The organism is Actinomycetospora lutea (assembly GCF_028737205.1).
GTDB lineage: Bacteria > Actinomycetota > Actinomycetes > Mycobacteriales > Pseudonocardiaceae > Actinomycetospora > Actinomycetospora lutea.
Genome location: NZ_JAQZAL010000054.1, coordinates 1 through 14,757, shown reverse-complemented (window position 1 = coordinate 14,757; position 14,757 = coordinate 1). Strand labels below are relative to the sequence as shown.

Below are 14,757 nucleotides of genomic sequence, written 5' to 3'. Positions count from 1 at the left end.
GCATCCGGTCGCTGCTGCACTGTGGATCTCTTGCACTCTAAATCCGGAAGAGCCCGATTACTACTACTCGAACCCGGCGCATGGACGGGTCGACGGGCGGCCGCTCATATGCCGGAGCGGGTGAGCCAGCCAGGGTGGGCGACGGTTCCCGGTGCGAGGTACACACCATCATCGCCCCGCCGGTCACCGACGCACAGGAGTACCAGCGGCGTCGCGCTCGCGCAGGCGCTCCCAGCTCCCGCCTCGCTGTTCGGTAGAGACGCCAGAGGCCGCGACGATCCGCGAAACTAGCGGTGGTCGCCCGCCCTGGCAGGCAGGGCGCCGGCTCGCGCTCCACTGCCCCGGACGACTGTCCCGCTCCCAGACCAGTGTGGTTGGCGGTGCGTACCTGGCGTCGAGAGAAGGCCCGCCGTATCGGGGCGGGGGTCGAGCAGAGAATCCCGGGAGGGGTTGGCCGCCACGCGGGAGGCGGTCCCACTCCCGGGTCTCCATCACGTCGCCCTCAGCAGACCTTGGTCAGAAGTCACCCTTGCCGGCATTCGGGTTCTTCGGGTTCTCTGCGTTCGAGGTGTTGCCACCACCGTTGACGCAGTCCCAGCCACCACCAGCCCTCTGGGCGGTCTGGCCACCCGGACAGTCGATGGGCGCGGCCGATGCCACTGCCGTGGGCAGCAGCATGGCTCCGGCGGCCGCGAGCGCCAAGAGCGCGGCTTTCACAGTTCTGGTCATCGGGCTGCCTCCTTCGATTCCTCTGCTGCGCATCGACCTGACTTCATGGATCGATGGAACCGGTCTCACCTGACTCGTTCGCAAGCAAATGTCCGACCCCGTCGAATGTCGGATCGAGTGACTCCCGCTCGTCCACCGGACCGGGATGGAGAGAGTGAACCCCTCGCGGAGTGGAGTCAACGCACACCACAGAGTCAAGGTACCGGTCCGTGACCGGCTCGCTACCGTGCGACGTATGTAAAACAAGATCGGAGAAGAGCTTCAGCATTCGGCTGCCCGCGCGGGACCGAGTGAGCGCCAGGACGTTCACCTATCCGGTGCCCTAGGCCGACCAATTCGACACTCGAAGTTGGTGCGGCGTCGCGCGTTGCGATTCGAGAACGATGCTGTGAATGATCAGGAGTTGGCGTTGAGCCACGACGCGCGACTGACGCGGGTGCGCAAATCGGGTGTGCTTGGCGGGGCGAAGAAGGAATCGGCGCGCCGGTCGTGCGCTCGCCGGTCCCGCCTGAGCATGCACAGGGCCTGCGCGGGGCCAGGCGACAGGGGAAGTGCTCGGTGTGACGGGTGGTCACCTGCTGGCCCTCTCCACCCTTTGGGAAATACTCCTTCGCCCGGTGGTCCTCGACGCTGCGGCCCGGGCCCTTCTCACTCCTCGCCTGGAAGCGCGACGGGCGTGACATGGGCGAACGGACTGGGCTGGAGGCAGCCGAGGAAAGCGCGAACGGCTGGGCGGGGTCCATCGATCTCCAGCAGGCCGGCGTGCTCGGCCTGCGCGAACGTGGTGTGGCGCAGATGGCATCGTGCGAGCACCTCACTACGGGCGCGGACGACCAGGTCCTCCGGGCGGCCCGGGTAGGACGTGCACACCTCCGCGCGCGGCTGGCGCACCAGCAACCAGCAGCGGCGCCCAGGGCTGTCTGCCAGGTCGAAGCGCACCACTAGTCCGTGCGACGGCGCTCGGTCGACGTCGACCAACCGGCTGGTGGCGAACAGGACGTAGGCCGGGTCGCTGTGGTGGGGCTCGAGCTCCAACCAGCGAGCGCCCCACTCGCCGACCGCCTGCACGACGGCGCGCAGTTCCCGCCCGCGCTCCGTGAGGGCGTAGCGGCAGCGGACCCGGCCCTTCGGCTCGACCTCGCGGACAACGACCTCGTACTGCTCGAGCAGAGCAAGCCGCTGGGTCAGGAGGGCTCGGCTGATGCCCGGGGCACCGTCCATCAGCTCCCCGAACGTGCGGCACCCGGCGAGCAGGTTGCGCACGATGATCAGGGTCCAGCGCTCCGCGAGCAGCTCGGAGGCCCGCGCGATCGGGCAGTACTGACCGTAGGTGCGCACAGGCGGCAGTGTCCGCCCGAGCGTTCGGCCGGGACCAGTTCAGATTCTGGGGTTGTCGCGCCTCCGGCGCGGTCAGACCCTTCTCGTGGCCACCGGATCGGAAAGGTGAACGACGATGACCAAGCCCGAGGTCGTGACCCACGAGCAGTTGACCAATCCCGCCGGGGAACAGAGCGCGGGCATGGCACGAGGCCAAGCCTTCGCCCACGACGGGGTCTGGTGTGGGTACGCCGACATTCCTGGCGGCGCGAGCACCGGCTGGCACCACCACGGCGACTACGCGACCTACTCCTACATCACCGACGGCGAGATGACCGTGGAGTTCGGCCCCGGCGGGCAGGAGATGGTCGTCGCCCGCGCCGGGGACTCGGTCTACATCCCCGCCCACCTCGTGCACCGCGAGACGGTGGTCGACTCAGGTGGCGCCGGGTTCCTCGTGCGCACCGGCGGCACCGGCGCGACGGTCCATAACGTCGACGGGCCCGACACGACCCCGGGGACAGCACAGCGCTGAGAGGTCGACTCAACGCCGAGCGACAGACGTCGCCACGTCACTTCTCGACCCCATTTGCGGCGCCGCGGCCTACCCCGGTGTCGCACCACAGGCGGTGCCGCTCGTGCACCACGAGCCCGCTCCATGACCGCCGCCGGACGCTCGATCCGCCAGGAGCCGCAATTGGCGTGCGAGGCGGGCAGCTGGCCCGCGGTGAGGAGGAACCACTCCGTCACCCGACAGAGCAGGTCGGGAGCGCCGACGGCCGGGACCGGGTCGTCCCCCAGCCCGTCGGACCGTTCGCAACGGGCGAGCGCCATGAGGCGCTGGCATCGAGGAGTCCCGATGTCCACCGTCGCCGAGGTGCGTCGTTCGTGGGACACGCGCCACCTGCCTCGGTGGGCGCTTCGGCGTACGGCGAAGTACGTATTGCCGGTCTTCGAAGGGTCGGCATCGTGGTGAGCAGGGGACACGACTCGTCTCCACCCAGCCGAGAGGAGGACAGAGATGCACTATGTGCTGCTCTGTGCGCACAGCGCGGAGGTTTGCCCGAGGAGCAATCACAAGACGCGAGACCTGATGCTGAAGCTGTTCCCCGAGATGCCGAACATCGCCGATCGAACGGGCGTCAACGTCGTGGCCGGCCCCTACGTCAACCAAGAGCACACGATGGTTGCCGTTGTCGATTCCGATCGGGCTGAGAACGTAGACCGATTCTTGGTCGAGTCGAGAATCGGGCAGTGGAACACGGTCCGCATTCTGCCGTCGCTGCCGGCCGAGGAGGGCATGAAGGACGTGGAGGACGCCACTCCCCTCTTCTGAGGCCCGGCGGAGGTACCGGTTAGAGGAGGCCCGGGGCCCGGTCCGATCACCTGCGAGCGGGCACGGAGCTGCGCAGCTCAAGTAGACCGACTCACGCTGCGGGCGCACCACGGCCAACCTTGAGCAGCGCAAGTGGTCCGACAATGCACGGGCCATTGCCGCGAGTGGAATCCCTGTAGACGTGCAGAGCGGGCGAGGGACGAGCACCTGGCGGGGACCTGGCGTCGAAGCCAGTTATCGCCGCTAGGCGTCCGAGTCGCGCTGGGAATTCTCGACCCGAGGTGCTATTCGACTACCCGAGACCAGCGGTCGCCCGCGGTCACTCGTGGTCGGGTTCAGACATGGGCGGCGAGAAGGGTGTCTCGATCCCGGTGGCGAGGTCGAACGTGCTGCGCGGCTGCGTGACGATGTCGGTGCCGTAGACGTGGAGGGACACGGCCTCCTGCCCGTCGAGGGCCTCCACCGCGTGAATGGTGCCGTCGGGGATGACCGTGACGGTCCCCGCGGGAGAGACCTGTGAGGTGACCTCCTCAAGCTGGCCACGACTGGACGCTGCATCCCCGGCGAGGCGCCGGTACCAGGTGTCGCGCTCCCGGCCCCGGTAGGTGCCGACGACGGCCCAGGCTCCGTGGTTGTGGACGGGGGTCGTTGCACCGGGTGCGAACACCACGGCGAGCATCGACAGCCGTCCGTCCGCAGCGCGATAGAGGGGGTACGCCTTACCGACCGGGTCGCCGTCGCGCTGCTGACAGGCCTGGTCCAACCAGTCGCCGTCCTCTGCCAGCGCGTTCGCCATCACCTCGCGCACCGTCTCGGGCCCGAACTGCGTCGTGGCGGCCACCGCCCGGAGACGATCGATCAGTTCGGTCACCCCTGGACCGAGGCCCGTACGAGCAGAGGGATTCATGTCAGCCTCCAGCGATGACGGAAGCCACGTTCTTACCGCGTGCGACGACCCAACGGCCTACGCACTTGACGCAATGTCGTCCAGGAGGTTCCTCGTGCTTCTCGTCGACGCGTCGTCTTCGGACTCGGCGCGCTCAAGACCTGAGGTCGGGTCCCCTTAGCGTCGAGGCCGTTGGTGGGGCAGCGGCGTGGCGGGGACGGTCTCCTCGCCGCGGGGCACGAGGTGCGGGTGAGGGACGAACGGCGCAGTGCGCACCGGCGCATCCTCGGGCGGTCCGAGCCCTCGCCAGGTCGCGACGGCTGCGGGCAGTGCGGCGACGGTGCCCCCGAGGCCGAGCAGGACCAGGACCCATCCGAGCGGAAGCACCGTAGGGGGCTCACTGACGAGATCAACGATTGCCAGCACGAGCACCCCGGCGGCACACCAACGCGTGATCTGGTGGGCCCGTCGGCGGACGTCCTCACGCAGGACGAGCTCGCCAGGCGCGAGCGTGTGGGCGGGGCTGCGCAGAAACGCGCGCGTGTAGCGGGCCAGGAATAGCCACCCGACCGCGCCGCCGCCCACCCCAGCGCCCCAGGCGACCGCGGCGACGGTGCTGCCCCGGTCGACCAGAGCACCGGTGAAGCCGGCGAGCACGGGAAGTGCGGCGGTGCCGGACAGCAGACGAGTGGTTCGCGGGCCACGGACGCGTGACTGCACAGCAGCACGCATGCTCCGAAGCGGCGCCCACGGCTCGCTCGGCGTTGGGTCGCTGTCGAGCCCATCGCGACCCGTCGACCCTCCATCGGCACGGCCAGCCGCCGGTGAGGCCCGCACGCCGACGATGGACTCCCGGATGGTTGGGTCCCCCGCGCGGGCGTGCCGTCCGGTAGCGGTCGCCTCCGACATCGACATGCTCGAGAGGTCGCCCTGATCCGGCACCTCGGACGCCTTCGCCTCCCCGTTCACGCCGATAGGCTAGCGAGCTGGCGGATCACACGTTCCGCAGACCAGGGCAGGTAGGCCAGGCAGGAGATAGCGGCGAACTCGCCCAATGATCTGTCCTGGGCTAATTGACCCGGCGCCCCCGTCGAGCGCGATTGCTCCGTGCGCGACGGGTCTGGCCGTCGGGCGGGCCCGTATCTCGTCGCGCTCTGCCTCGAGTTGCGCGAGAAGGCTCTGCCAGAACCCCGGGGTCCCTGCCTGTGAGGTCGGCAACCCCGCCGGGCGGCAGCCCGGCCCGCTGCTCGTCGATCACCGGCGGCATCGCCTTGTCGTTTGCCTGGTCGCTTGCCCTGTCCCTTGCCTCGTCGCGCGACTCGTTGCCCGCCTCCTCGGTCGCGCCCGCGGTCGAGTCGATGTCGGGGGCCTCGCTGTCCTCATCGCCCATGACGACGATCCTCATCCGGACCTGCCCGGCTCGTGGGCCCCCCGAGAACCCGTGGGTCGCGGCAGTGGCCCTCTCATCGACCGCCTCAATCGCCTGCCGGTGAGGTCCCGACCACCGCCGAGAGCCGCGAATGACCTTCAAGTCGCACCAGCCCCCGAGGCCCGCGACGCGCACGGCATCGGTCGCAGCGACCTGACCACGGCAGCGACCGGGGAGCAGAACAAGACTCAGCCCCCCGGCCGCCTGGCGCTCCAGCCTAGCCTCGCACCGGCGGCCGGCCCACTGTGCGACCGGGAGAGGTCACTCGTGCGGGCCGGGCTCGGGAGGTGTTGATGGGTGGGCCCGACGCGAGCAGGCTCCTGTGATGGCTCGTGTGCAGCTATCGCGCGTGAGTCGGCGTTGGCAGTGAGCCCGGGGGGAGGCAGCGCTCAGGACTGACCGGGGCGGGTCAAGCGAACCAGAGGTCGTGCTCGGCTCCGTGGGGGCGCACCTCGGCGAACCGGCCGCCGTGGAAGGCCAGAGGGGTGGCGTTGTTGCGGCACAGGGACTCGACCCGCCCGAGGACGACGACGTGGTCGCCGGCGGCGAGCACCTGATCGACGGTGCAGTCGGCGTGCACGAGCGCCCCGGGCACGACCGGCAGATCGTGGCCGTTGTCGGCCTGGTCGGCGTCGAGGCCGGCGAAGTGCTCCTCCCCGCGGCGCGCGAAGCGCAGCGCGATCTGCTCCTGGCGGGCGGCGAGGATGTTGACCACGAAGCGGCCGGCGCCGACGACGGCCTCGGTGGTGCGCGCGCCGGTGGTCAGGCACACCAGCAGCAGGGGCGGGTCGAGGGAGACCGAGGTCAGGGAGTTCACGGTCATGCCGTGCGGGGTGCCGTCATGGCGGGTGGTCACGACGGCGACCCCGGTGGCGAAGCAGCCCATGGCCCGGCGCATCGCCATGGGATCAACCATGGGTGCCGATGCGCCTTCGACGGTGGTGGGGTCGGTCATGGTCGTGGGCTGTCGGTGCGATACCGCACCTCGAAGGTGGTGCAGCCGTCGTCGCTGCGCCACGGTCCGTGGCGCATGCCCGGCGGTCGGCACGCGTACATGCCGGCGGTGAAGGTCTCGCCGAGCTCGAGGTCGGTCAGCGACCCGGAGACGATGTAGACCTCCTCCCAGAAGTCGTGGACCTGGACACCGTTGGGTGTGGTGTCGGTGCCGGGCTCGAAGTGCAGGATGCGCGTGGCGGTGCCGGACGCGGCATCGGCAGCCAGAATGCGCTCGGCCAGGGTGGGGACGTCGCCGGCGCACCGCGTGTAGGACACCTTCTCGACGTCGAAGAACTCGTGCTCGGGTTTGGGCATGGCGATCTCCTCGGGCTCAGGCGCTCAGTGCTCGTCGTAGGACGCCAGGAAGGCCTCCACGGCTCCGACGGCCGGGTCGAAGCCGTAGTTGCGGTAGGCGTAGCCCTTCACCACGAACGGGGCGCCCGCGTAGAACATCTCGTACTGGTGATGGCGGCCGCCGAACTCACTGCCCACGGCGTCCCAGACGAGCTTGAACAGCTGGATGCGCTCGCGGGCCTCGACGCCGGGAGACTGGATGTAGCGGTCGATGTCGGCGCGGGTGGCGGGGTTGCGCAGGTCGGCGACACTGGACGGGACCTGGAGCACGCCGCCGCCGGCGAGGTCGCGCAGGATCGCCAGGACCCGCGGGTAGATCTCGGACTGCAGCCCCATGGCCCCGTAGAGCGGGCGCGGCGCGGGCCGGAAGACGCCGACGCTGTCGGGAGTGGCGGTGTACTCGGCGGCCAGGACCCCGGACTCGACGGTGGCGGCGAGGCTGGCGAGCTCGCCGAGCTTCTCGACCACACCCGGGAACTTGTCGACGCCGTTGACCGCCGCCATCTTGCGGCCGAGGCCCGCGAGGAACTCCATCTTCACCGCAAGTCGGATCTGGGCCTGCCAGTTGCCGAGCTGGTGGGCACCGGTGTCGAAGAACTGGCGCCGCAGCCCGGCGACGTCGCGGTCGACGAAGACGCGCTCCCAGGGCACGAGGACGTCGTCGAGGACGACGAGGGCGTCGGTCTCGTCGTAGCGGGTAGCCAGCGGGTAGTCGAACCCGCTGGACGCGGCGGTCGCGTACGGGCGGCGACAGTAGAGCTTGAGACCGGGCGTGGCCACGGGCAGCGCGACACTGATCGCGAAGTCGCGGTCGTCGTCGGTGAGCGGCTTGATGCAGGAGATCAGCAGCTCGTCGGCGACCGCGGCACCGGTGGCCAGCATCTGCGCGCCGCGCAGCACCAGCCCCTCGGCGCGCTCCTCGACCACGCCGGCCTGGATGTGCTCGCCCTCCCAGGCGTGTGCGGTCGTGGCGCGCGAGACCTGGGGCGGGATGATCGCATAGGAGACGTAGAGCTGCTCGGCGATGAGCCGGCGCCTGTAGGCCCGCACGTTCGCGGCGAAGTCGTGCCCGCGGGTGCCCTCGCTCGCGAACGCCTCGGGGTGGGCTCCGAAGCCGGCGAAGAACGCCGCGACGTGATCGGGGGTACGGCCCATCCACCCGTGGGTGTGGCGAGCCCAGGTCTGCACCGCACGCCGGAAGGCGGCGAGGTCGTCGGTGCTGCGGGGCGTGAGGTAGATGCGGTTGGTCTCCGCCCCCGTCTCGGGGTCGATGGCCCGCATGTCCGAGGCCGGTGCGGCGGCCAGGTCGTAGAGCTCGGCGACGGTGTGCGCGGCCGGCGCGAATGCGGGGTCCGTGGAGACGTCGTCGACGCGCTCGCCGTCCACGTAGACCTCGCGGTCATCGCGCAGCGCGGCGAGGAAGGCCTTGCCGTCCCGCAGACCGGTCGCGGCGGGCATGCGGGCAGAGCTGGTGCTGGGCTCGGAGGTGGTCATCGCGGGTCCTTCTCCGTCTTATCGATCTTGGTCTCGTAGGTGTGGGCCAAGTGGGTGCCGTCGGGCAGGCGCAGCGCGAGCTCCCAGCGCCCGCCCGGCACGAACACTCCGCCCAGCAGCGGCGTGGTGCCCCCGAACAAGGCGAAGTCCTCGTCGGTGTCGAGCGGGTTGCCGGGCAGGGACCTCTGCATCCGGCGCAGGACCTCGTCGGGACGCAGCAGCTCGGCGAGGCTGGACGCCTGGTAGGTCACGCCGTCGACGCTGCTGACTGCAGCCACGTGGTCGAGGTCGAACGACGCCGGCTCGTCGCCCAGAGCCACGACAGTGCTTCCGATCGGCTTGGGGCAGGCGGCTTTGGAGGCGGCGACGTCGTCGCGCTCGAGGTCACGATCGGTGTGGTCGGAGCCGACGGCGAGGAACCAGCGTCCACCGGCGCGGATGAGCACCGGCTCGACCTCACCGGAGGTGTTGGCCCCGGGGACGCGGACGACGTCCTGCGTGGTGAGCAGGGCCGGGTCGAGGTCGTAGAACGTGGGCACGCTGGCCGGCGGCGCGACGCCGATCTCGGCGAGCTCGGCGATGTGAGCAGCCACGGCCTCCTGGTCGCGAGCGGTGTAGCCGGCGATGATCAGGCGAGTGGGCTCGAACGAAACGTCCTCGTCGGTGCCGGCGACTCTCAGGTGCAGGGTCATCGAACTTCCTCTCGGGATGCGGGCTCGAGGCCGTCGAGGGCCTCCAGCGGCGCCGATGGGTGGCTCAGGTCGTCGGCGCAGCGCCGGTGGCGCGGTTGAGACGGCGGTCGCTCAGAGCTGGGAAGCGTGACCGCACCGCGTCGACCACCTGGGGGTCGACGCTGCACGTCACGACCTGCTCCTCGTCGCCGGCCTCGACGAGGACCTCGCCCCACGGGTCGACCACACGGCTGTGACCGGCCAGCCTGACGTCGCCGGCCTGAACGCCGACGGAGTTGCACGCGATGAGCAAGACCTGCTCCTCGACCGCACGCACGGTGGTGAACAGGCGCCAGTGCTCGAGGCGGGCCGCCGGCCAAGCGGCCGGCACGATGACACCCTGCGCACCCTGGTCGATCAGGACCCTGTAGAGCTCGGGGAAGCGCAGGTCGTAGCAGGTCGTCGCGCCGGTCAGGCCCCACGGGGCGTCGAACACGCCGGCCACGTGCCCCGGGCTGAGGAGCTCGGCCTCGCGACTCGCGTAACCGAACACGTGCATCTTGCGGTAGCTGTGAAGAATGGAGCCGTCGGGCCCCAGGACGACTGCTGTGTTGTGCAGCCCCTCCTCCGAGCGCTCGACCACGCTGCCCAGAGCGATGTGGGCCCCGAGCTCGCGCGCCCAGACGCGGCCAGCGGTCACGGTCGGCCCGTCGGTCAGCGACTCCGCGCGGGCCTCGTACTCGTTGAAGGCGAAATAGCCCGCCGACCACAGCTCGGGCAGCACCACGAGGTCCGCGCCGCGCGCCTGTCCTCGCACCAGCGCGCCCACGCGCTCGATCCGCTCGGCCACGGGCTCCTGCGGCGGGCTCGCGACCTGCACCAGCGCGATCTCCACGAGTCCTCCTCCAGTCGATGTCCCCACCGGTGTCACCCGCGTACAACGCACGGTAGGTGGCGATATCTAAACCAGGCGACAGGCTCGAAGGGGAGCGATCTCGACCTGCTACAGGGCGCAATGCAGATAGGGCTTAACAACTGGATTCGAAATCGTACTCCTGCCTGTTCTCGTCAAGATCGCGGTTTTCGAGAAGAATATGCACCGAGACCTGGCTCGTAGGGACTGTAATCGTCCTACGTCCGCAGCTGAGAAACACGCTCGCCTGGCCGTTCGAACCCATATAAGACAAGAACCGCGAGTTGACCAACTCAAAAGGGGCCCGCGTCGGGTCTCCAATCCAGCGCACTTCCGCTCGATTGACCTGAACGTCCACTAGGGGCGTGATGAAGCCAACCCCGTCCACCGTATGCCCAACCTTCACCTCAGCAGCATCATTCTCCACTTCTCGATGAAGAATAACGAAGGAAAGCAGTAGAGCTGCGGCTAGCATCAGGGCGCATCCGCCTGCTGCATACCTCGGGCTGCGTCGTAAAGCATCGGTAATCCCGCTTCGGTGTGAGAGGGCTTCAGCAAGTACGCCCAGAGCGCCCAGTGAGCCGACGGCAAACACCACGACGAGGGCAATCCAGGCCGCTCGGCCGATGATGGCTGTCTGCGTCCAGCCGACATCTTCGGGGCGCAGGCCGAAGTCGTCGTAGAACTCGACGTACAGTCCATTCAGAAGGACATAGACGCCGACACCGAGAGTCGCGAATGCCGTGAGTGACAGTTCAACGACCTTCAGCGAGCGGCTGCGCTTACCTGCCGAATCTTCCACCCCTGGAGGCGACACGGACAAGGCGACCTCCCCTGGCCTTCGAACCCACCAAGTAGATGGCCTAGACGGGCCGCTCTGGGCAAGCGAAGACTGCGCTCTTCACCCATTCGCCTCATTCGGTATGCACGGATGGAGTCGTGACCTGCCGTCGGCTCCTCGATCAGCGCGGTCCGTGGCGCTTCGGTAGCCGCGTAGAGACGCGCAGTTGAGGTCGGCTGGCGTGCCACGGGCACTGTTCTGATGTCGAGTCGCCGGTAGCCAGAACTCCCACCGAGTCGGAGGCGTCGCGGGGACAGGCAACGGCCTCCCCCTTGCCCCAGCTATTAAGAATTGTACCGCATTGCCTCCGCGCGGGCTTCTCTACCTATGCCCGTCGTCGACTGTTCTGACATAGAACCTGATCATCGGCTGCTCCGGTGCAGCCCGCTTCAGACGGTAGCGCCACTTCCGACATCCGGGCTCGGGGTGTCTGGTGAGAGCGACGGCATGATGACCGCGCTCAGGTGCAGCGGAAGACATCGTTAGGCGACCACGATGGACGCAGAGTAGAGGCGGGCGAACCGTGGTATCTGTCCGCGCTGGTCTGGACCTGTGAACTCCTCGCCCAACGCGAAACGGGTCCGCGAAGGGCTGGTCGTGACCTCGGCCTCTAAGCGGTACACGCCCGGCTTGTTCGGGGCGGTGAAGCTCGCCCGGTACATCCCGTCGGACTCGGCCTTGACGGTGCCTGGCCGGAAGACGACCGGGCGGGTGCTGCCGTGCTCGGTCAGCCGGGCGAGGATGCGCAACTCGGCGAGCCGGCGCCCGTAAGAGACGGCGAGGTCGGCGACCACGCGACCGCCTGGTCGCACAGGCGTGTGGGGGACGTGCAGGGCGCCGACCAGGTCGCGGTCGACGACGAAGGTCCACCACAGCAGGTCGGCGCGGGGACGGGTGGCGTTCCGGCAGGTGATCGTGGTGCGCCAGGTGCCTGGCTCGTGGTCGCGCACTTGAATCGCGGTGTACGGCCGCTCGGGCGCGATCACGCGCACGTCGGGCGCGGTTGTGGCCGAGGTCAGCACTCGGCCGGAGGGATCGGTCACCTCCAGGTCGATGTCGTCCTTCACGAATCGGCGACTGACCAGGAAGGTCGCAAGCGTTGCGCCGGGCTCGACGATCGAGGTCGTTTCTCGGCGTTCACCCGACGCCAGACGTTCCGGCGAACCAGCTGCCACACCCCCGCCGTCGCGGGCCAGCGCGGTGAGCCGCTCGATCTCGGCGCGGATCGCGAAGGCCTGCTCGTCAGCGGGCAGGTCCGGGTCGATGCGGGCGAACTCGCCGCCGGTGGCGTCCGCCAGACCCTGCAGCAAGGTGTCGTCGAGGGTGGGTCCGATCCCGACGGTGTAGACGCGGGTGAGGCTCGCGCGCAGGTCGGGCAGCACTGCACCCGGCGGCTCGCCGGCATTGTGCTGGCCGTCGGTAAGCAACACGACAGCCTGCATCGAGCTGGGTTCGGCCGGGGAACTCAGTTCATCCAGTTCGCGCCGCAGACCGCCCCCGATCGACGTCTGTCCGGCCGCGGCAACCCCATCGATCGCGGCGTGCTCGGCGCTACGGTCCGCGGTGAGCGGGTGCAGGGCGCTGTCGACGGTCGCGGCAGAGGCATACGAGACCAGCGCGACACCGTCGCCGTCGAGCGCCCCATCGACGAACCAGTCAGCCCCGATCTTCGCCTGCTCCAGCTTGGCACCGGCCATGCTGTTCGACCGATCGAGCACGAAGAGCGAAGCGCGGGTCCGCGGCGAGGACGGCCCAGCCGGGTTCGCCGGCAGCGTCCTTGGTCGGCGCCCAGCGGCTCGTCCGCGGGCACGGTGAGGTCGCCGAAAACGTCACCCATGAAAATCCAACAAGCCACCCCGCGACGCAGCTGCTGGCGGGTGTCGCCGTCGGGGTCGTGGTTGCTCGCCACGCAGAAGCGGCGGATGCGGCCCGGGACGAGGGCGCCGCTGGCGTCAAAGCGGTCGCCGTCGCCCGTGCCGCCTTCCATGATGCATGTGTCCGAGGTAGTCCCGCCAACGCACTCCAGCGCCGAGGACGGCGCCGGCTGGTTGGCGTTCTTCCGGGACCTGGTCGCCCGCGGCCTCTCGGGGGTCGGGCTGGTGACCTCCGATGCCCACCGCGGGCTGGTCGAGGCCATCGGCGCCTGCCTGCCCGGCGCGGCGTGGCAACGCTGCCTCACCCACTACGCGGCCAACCTGATGGCGGTCACCCCGAAGAGCAGCTGGCCGTGGGTGAAGACGCTGTTGCACTCGGTCTACGACCAGCCCGACACCGAATCGATGCACGCCCAGTTCGACCGCGTCCTCGACGCCCTCGAGACCAAGCTCCCGCCGGTGGCTGGGCACCTCGACGCGGCCCGCGCCGACGTGCTGGCGTTCACGATCTTCCCGCGCGAGCTCTGGCGCCAAGTCTGGTCGAACAACCCCCAGGAACCGCCGCACGCTTGCTCTCAAGGGCACCGGTTCGGGCGCAACCGCGTCCTCGTCGGGTGGGCGTCCTGCCACTGCTCCAGGGTCCCGAGAGGAAAGGCTGCCATCTCCCCCCAGGCAGATGTGCGTGGCCAAGTCTCAATCGTGCGGCCCATCGTCTCGTAACGATCTGCACCGCCCGAGCGATAAAGTCGGCGTAACGGCGGGACGATCGTCGCACGCGGCTGATTCTGTGCCCTAAAACCGATCCAGGCTCTACGACCAGAAGGACATAGGAGAAGCGTCAATGTGCCCGGACCCGAATTGTAGTGGACAAAGCCGGAAGCTCATTGCTCCTGGATACTATCGCTGTGAGTCCCTCAAAGTTGTATCACTAACTGGTGGCCCCGGTCCTGTTCAAGCAATCTGTGGACGTTACTACCACGAGGGCAACGAGAACGGGACGCTCGGCCTGTGCTGGTGTTTGACCGCGGCTATTCGACTGTGCCGCTCCTGCAAGGACCCGTTGTGTGGCGATCACAGCAAGTGGGCCGACAACGACGCGGGGCCGGGTTGGTACTGCAAGAAGTGTCGCGACAAGTACTCGGCGGACATCAAGGCCGCCGCCAAGAGAGCGGAGATCGAAGAGGAGCAGCTACTACACCCTTCCCCCCGTTCCAAAGGAAGTTCTGCGCCCGTGGCTTATGGGCAAGTTGCCGGAGTCTGCCTTTGTGGATGGCGTGACCCATAGAAGCAACACGTGGACTTGTAAGGATGTAGCGTTCCTCGTCGCGAGCATCGTGCCCGAGTGGCCGGGAATGGGCGTGAAGGTTGCACGCGTTGGACTGCTGCACCGCGACGGCACTGTGAAAGCATATATGCGCAATCCTGATGACTACGGCGACAAGATCGGCGTATCGTCCACCATCGAGGTACCACGGTCGAGGCCCGAGGACGCCTTCGCTGTGGTTGGCGGTAAGGTCGTCCGGAAGGCGTTTCTCGGCCTCCGCGAGACGATACCGGATGTTCCTCGGCAAGCCGAAGCGGATAGGCGCCACAAAGAGTTCATGCGCAAGAGGGACGGGTCGACCTTTGGTGACATCGTCGTCCCGCTTGTGATTTATGGAATCATTGCGTTCGTGCTGTACCTGATCATAGCCGCATTGTTCTTTTAGGAGTCCACGAGGCCGATGACGTAGGTCGGCGACGAGCGTCGGGGCCGCTTAGTTGACAATCATCCCCCTCGTACGACGTTGGCGGAGAAGTGAGAGCCGAGAGGACTCGGCCCTTCGGCAGTTCGCTGTGGATGGCCCTCGGCGGGGGAAACGGGCTCTTCCGGAAACGGAGTGCAGGTGAGGGCGTGAGCGCCCGGAGCGCCGGGGT

General features: G+C 68.5%; 14 protein-coding genes and 1 pseudogene. 4 read left to right on the top strand and 11 right to left on the bottom strand.

Features of this window, described 5'->3' with window-relative positions; genetic code table 11:
• Nucleotides 1-516: 516 nt before the first annotated feature.
• Nucleotides 517-729, bottom strand: coding sequence for a hypothetical protein (locus tag PHK61_RS30970; protein WP_274284890.1), 213 nt, complete (start codon nucleotides 727-729; stop codon nucleotides 517-519).
• Between the two features lie 648 nt (nucleotides 730-1,377).
• Nucleotides 1,378-2,067 (bottom strand): winged helix-turn-helix transcriptional regulator, encoded by a 690-nt coding sequence (locus PHK61_RS30965; RefSeq protein ID WP_274284889.1) that lies wholly within the window; start codon nucleotides 2,065-2,067, stop codon nucleotides 1,378-1,380.
• Nucleotides 2,068-2,182: 115 nt separating this feature from the next.
• Here PHK61_RS30965 and PHK61_RS30960 point away from each other — a divergent pair, with 115 nt between their 5' ends.
• Entirely contained in the window at nucleotides 2,183-2,581 is a 399-nt protein-coding gene (locus PHK61_RS30960; protein WP_274284888.1) for a cupin domain-containing protein, read from the top strand.
• Nucleotides 2,582-3,067: 486 nt separating this feature from the next.
• Nucleotides 3,068-3,382, top strand: coding sequence for a hypothetical protein (locus PHK61_RS30955; RefSeq protein ID WP_274284887.1), 315 nt, complete (start codon nucleotides 3,068-3,070; stop codon nucleotides 3,380-3,382).
• Between the two features lie 319 nt (nucleotides 3,383-3,701).
• Here PHK61_RS30955 and PHK61_RS30950 read toward each other — a convergent pair whose 3' ends face one another.
• From PHK61_RS30950 to PHK61_RS30910, 9 genes are all read right to left on the bottom strand, one after another.
• On the bottom strand, nucleotides 3,702-4,253 hold the full coding sequence (locus PHK61_RS30950; protein WP_274284886.1) for a cysteine dioxygenase family protein: 552 nt from the start codon (nucleotides 4,251-4,253) through the stop codon (nucleotides 3,702-3,704).
• 192 nt (nucleotides 4,254-4,445) lie between these two features.
• Nucleotides 4,446-5,237 (bottom strand): hypothetical protein, encoded by a 792-nt coding sequence (locus tag PHK61_RS30945; RefSeq protein ID WP_274284885.1) that lies wholly within the window; start codon nucleotides 5,235-5,237, stop codon nucleotides 4,446-4,448.
• Nucleotides 5,238-6,106: 869 nt separating this feature from the next.
• A complete protein-coding gene (locus PHK61_RS30940; protein WP_274284884.1) occupies nucleotides 6,107-6,601 on the bottom strand; it encodes a flavin reductase family protein in 495 nt (164 codons plus the stop codon).
• 47 nt (nucleotides 6,602-6,648) lie between these two features.
• Nucleotides 6,649-7,008: a cupin domain-containing protein gene (locus PHK61_RS30935; protein ID WP_274284883.1), complete on the bottom strand. Its 360-nt coding sequence runs from the start codon at nucleotides 7,006-7,008 to the stop codon at nucleotides 6,649-6,651.
• Nucleotides 7,009-7,032: 24 nt separating this feature from the next.
• Complete coding sequence (locus tag PHK61_RS30930) at nucleotides 7,033-8,541, bottom strand: 4-hydroxyphenylacetate 3-hydroxylase family protein (RefSeq protein ID WP_274284882.1); 1,509 nt, start codon at nucleotides 8,539-8,541, stop codon at nucleotides 7,033-7,035.
• Nucleotides 8,538-9,233, bottom strand: a complete 696-nt coding sequence (locus tag PHK61_RS30925; RefSeq protein WP_274284881.1) for a DUF2848 family protein — start codon at nucleotides 9,231-9,233, stop codon at nucleotides 8,538-8,540. The genes PHK61_RS30930 and PHK61_RS30925 overlap by 4 nt, the downstream gene beginning before the upstream one ends.
• 64 nt (nucleotides 9,234-9,297) lie before the next feature.
• Complete coding sequence (locus tag PHK61_RS30920) at nucleotides 9,298-10,107, bottom strand: carbon-nitrogen family hydrolase (protein ID WP_274284880.1); 810 nt, start codon at nucleotides 10,105-10,107, stop codon at nucleotides 9,298-9,300.
• Nucleotides 10,108-10,240: 133 nt separating this feature from the next.
• A complete protein-coding gene (locus PHK61_RS30915) occupies nucleotides 10,241-10,927 on the bottom strand; it encodes a hypothetical protein (RefSeq protein WP_274284879.1) in 687 nt (228 codons plus the stop codon).
• A gap of 521 nt (nucleotides 10,928-11,448) precedes the next feature.
• Nucleotides 11,449-12,684 carry a vWA domain-containing protein gene (locus PHK61_RS30910; RefSeq protein ID WP_274284878.1) on the bottom strand — a complete coding sequence of 412 codons (1,236 nt, stop codon included), beginning with the start codon at nucleotides 12,682-12,684 and terminating at the stop codon, nucleotides 11,449-11,451.
• Nucleotides 12,685-12,990: 306 nt separating this feature from the next.
• Here PHK61_RS30910 and PHK61_RS30905 point away from each other — a divergent pair.
• Both PHK61_RS30905 and PHK61_RS30900 read left to right on the top strand, forming a co-directional pair.
• Nucleotides 12,991-13,398, top strand: a pseudogene (locus tag PHK61_RS30905) (transposase); the annotation flags it as partial.
• A gap of 707 nt (nucleotides 13,399-14,105) precedes the next feature.
• The gene (locus PHK61_RS30900) at nucleotides 14,106-14,549 is read left to right on the top strand and encodes a hypothetical protein (protein WP_274284877.1); all 444 of its coding nucleotides are present in this window, start codon (nucleotides 14,106-14,108) and stop codon (nucleotides 14,547-14,549) included.
• Nucleotides 14,550-14,757: the final 208 nt, after the last annotated feature.